Annotated in this window: 4 protein-coding genes; 2 read left to right on the forward strand and 2 right to left on the reverse strand. The window is 67.5% G+C overall.

Going from position 1 to position 2,630, the window contains the following annotated elements; translation table 11 throughout:
• A partial coding sequence (locus tag E6G06_22270) for a hypothetical protein (protein ID TML85040.1) occupies positions 1-408 on the reverse strand: 408 nt, incomplete at its 3' end.
• A gap of 528 nt (positions 409-936) precedes the next feature.
• Between E6G06_22270 and E6G06_22275 the strand changes: the two genes are divergently transcribed.
• Together E6G06_22275 and E6G06_22280 are read left to right on the forward strand one after the other, a co-directional pair.
• Positions 937-1,227, forward strand: a complete 291-nt coding sequence (locus tag E6G06_22275) for a hypothetical protein (protein ID TML85037.1) — start codon at positions 937-939, stop codon at positions 1,225-1,227.
• Between the two features lie 385 nt (positions 1,228-1,612).
• Entirely contained in the window at positions 1,613-2,167 is a 555-nt protein-coding gene (locus tag E6G06_22280; GenBank protein TML85038.1) for a hypothetical protein, read from the forward strand.
• Between the two features lie 258 nt (positions 2,168-2,425).
• Here the strand turns inward: E6G06_22280 and E6G06_22285 are convergent, their stop codons facing one another.
• Positions 2,426-2,605, reverse strand: a complete 180-nt coding sequence (locus E6G06_22285; GenBank protein ID TML85039.1) for a hypothetical protein — start codon at positions 2,603-2,605, stop codon at positions 2,426-2,428.
• Positions 2,606-2,630 lie beyond the last annotated feature (25 nt).

Raw genomic sequence — 2,630 nt, forward strand, 5'->3', positions numbered from 1 at the left:
CGCGCTCTGGCGGTCGAGGTGGCACAGGCGGTTCAGGTCGTGGCGCAGGAGCACCCGATAGACGGTGGAGGCGGGCAGGTCGAGGTGGATGGCGAGGCGGTCGGGGCCCACTCGCTCGGACCGGCGACGGCGACAGATCTTGGTCTCGACCTGTGCACTGATGCGGGTGGGAGAACGTCGGGGGCGACTGGAGCGGTCATGCAACCCGTCGGTGCCGAGCTCGAGGTAGCGGTACCACCACTTCGACGCGCAGCGCCGGGAGATACCCATGGCCGCGGCCACATGGGCGATGGGGGTGCCGGCTTCGATCCGCCGGCACAGCAGGAGTCGACCCCGGGGGGTCAGAGGAGCATTACGGTGACTCACGAGGACCTCCGGGAGGTTGTGCTGGATTCGACACCTGCACACCTACTTCCGGAGGTCCTCGCGTTGGTGGACCCTTACCGCGTCACCAACGTCCGTGAGAGGAACACCTAGAGCCTCCACGGAACCCGGTGCGCTTCAGTCCGCCGAGGACGCGCGCTCTCACTCCCACACCAAACCCGTGACGGACCACTAGGAGCGGCCGGCCGCGTTGACGCGACCAAGCTTCGGTGTACGCGTCTCTCTAAACCCCTTGATCGCGTGGTACGGCGGCCAGAGGGTCGGCCGCACCATGCAGTCGTGAATGGCGGCAGGTCGGTCTCGGCGAGGGCGTCGAGCGCGGCCGCCGGGCCACGGTCCTCCATCACAGCGATCGCCCGGTTGAGCGCGACGACGGCGTTGGGGCGCAACCGTCGAAGAACACGAAGCCGATGGGGAACGCGCTGCAGACAACTCGGGAGGCGGCGGGCCCGACGCGACCCGCTTGGAGCGCCGCCAGCTCAGGGGTAAGGTCGCCGCGTCACCGATCGCCGCCGGGTTTCGATGCCCGCAGGCGAGAGTGGAGGCAACCAAATGCGCCACGAGCCCTGGTATCCCTATGCGCCCGACCAGGCATTTGGCCAGCGGGGAGCGCGCGACGACGAACTTGTCGACCTGCTCGTCGCCCAGCTCGACGGCCAGCGTCGCCCGCCACCCCGAGCGGCGAATCGCGCCGCGCCCGAGCCGCACGCATCGCGGCTCACGGTCTGGCAGCCCCGCGGCTGGCCCCTCACATGGGGCAATGGTCAACAACCCGATGTCCCCGCCACGGCGGCGGCCGCACTCGAGGCCGCCCCCCGACTCCGAGCGCGCGACGATGGCTGACCCCCGCTGGCCGGTCGGGACGCCCGTCGAGGTCCGGACCCGCTTCGATCGCGCCTGGGCAGGAGGCTTCGAAGTGGCTGCCGTACGCGACGAAGGGCCGACGTACCGAGTTCGCGGCGGCTCTCAGACCGAACGGTCCTCCCTGCGATGTTCGTCCCGGCTGAGGTGCGCGTCGAACAGCGCTGAGCGGCGAGGCCGTAAGTCGCCCCTTCTCCTGGTTCGCGGGGAGTCGCACGTCGGCGACGCGCGCAGACTATGACTGGGGTCAAGAGGTCCCTAAGTTCTAACTCTCGTCAGCTCGACTTCGTAGGTGCAGGTCGGGGAGTGTGTTCGCTGGGCTCGCGACGGGCCGCGTGCCAACGCTTTGTCAACGAAAGGGTGCGACGTGACCTCGATCGAAGAGACCGACCAGCGACGGTGGGAGTTCCTCCGCCGACTCTACGAGGCCACGGACGCCACCCCAAAACTCCGGTCTGAATCGCAAGGCATCATCGCCGAAACCATGGGTTTGGATGCGCAGACGTGTGATCAGATCGTGCACTGGTTGATCGGACACAGTTACGCCGAGCCACACGGCATGAGCGAGGATCTTGAGATCACGATCCTTGGTGTCGACAGGGTCGAACGCGAAGTCTGCGCGGAGGACGGTGTCACCGAGCCTGACGCGCTGACGCCGCTCCAGGCGCGTGAAATCGAAGTGTTTCTCACGCAACTGCAGCTCGCCCAAGCGCGTGGCCAGATGGAGCTGTCTCCGACTGATGCTGCGGTCGTCGACGCCAACCGCCAGACCATTGAAATCCAGCTCCGGTCTCCGAAGCCCAACCGCTCCATCATCAGGAGCGCGCTCCGAACCCTCGGTCGAATCCTCGAGGGCAGCGCCGGAAGTGCTCTGGCCTACGGCGCGATTGAGCTCGCGAAGCGGTTGACACAAGCGACGTGAGTTTCGCCACCCATCCCGCGGTTGCCCGATCCCGACAGTCCTGTCCCCAAGCTCGTCGTGGACGCGGCATGCCGCGCCCAGGAAGCGGGAAGCGAGCGTTCAGAGCTGCGTTCAGCCGTTGCAACAGTGGGCCGCCCGGCGGCAGTTGTGCCGTCTTGAGGACCTGCGCTCGTTTCATGCCCGCGTCGTCCGAGGCTTCGGCCGGCTTCCTGAACGCGAACACTCGAAGGATCGCGAGAGTCTTGGAGTCGCCGCTGCTCAGTGCTGGAGCGCCGGACCGCCTCGCGCTTCGCCCAGCTCCGGCTGCTCGGGAACGATCGCCAACCTCGGCTCTTGTCGAACCGACATGAGAATGGCCGCCTGCACGGTCGCGCCGTAGAGGCGAGCCCGCTCCACCAGGTGGTACTCGTATCCGGCATTGCCCACGTCCGCGCCCATGTGGCCCACCATCTCCCACAGCAGC

The sequence above is a fragment of the Actinomycetota bacterium genome (assembly GCA_005888325.1).
GTDB lineage: Bacteria > Actinomycetota > Acidimicrobiia > Acidimicrobiales > AC-14 > AC-14.

Bases quoted from the DNA above. Each gene is read 5' to 3' on its own strand.
- E6G06_22275 (TML85037.1), top strand. From the start codon at position 937: ATGCGCCACGAGCCCTGGTATCCCTATGCGCCCGACCAGGCATTTGGC.
- E6G06_22285 (TML85039.1), bottom strand. From the start codon at position 2,605: ATGGGCGCGGACGTGGGCAATGCCGGATACGAGTACCACCTGGTGGAG.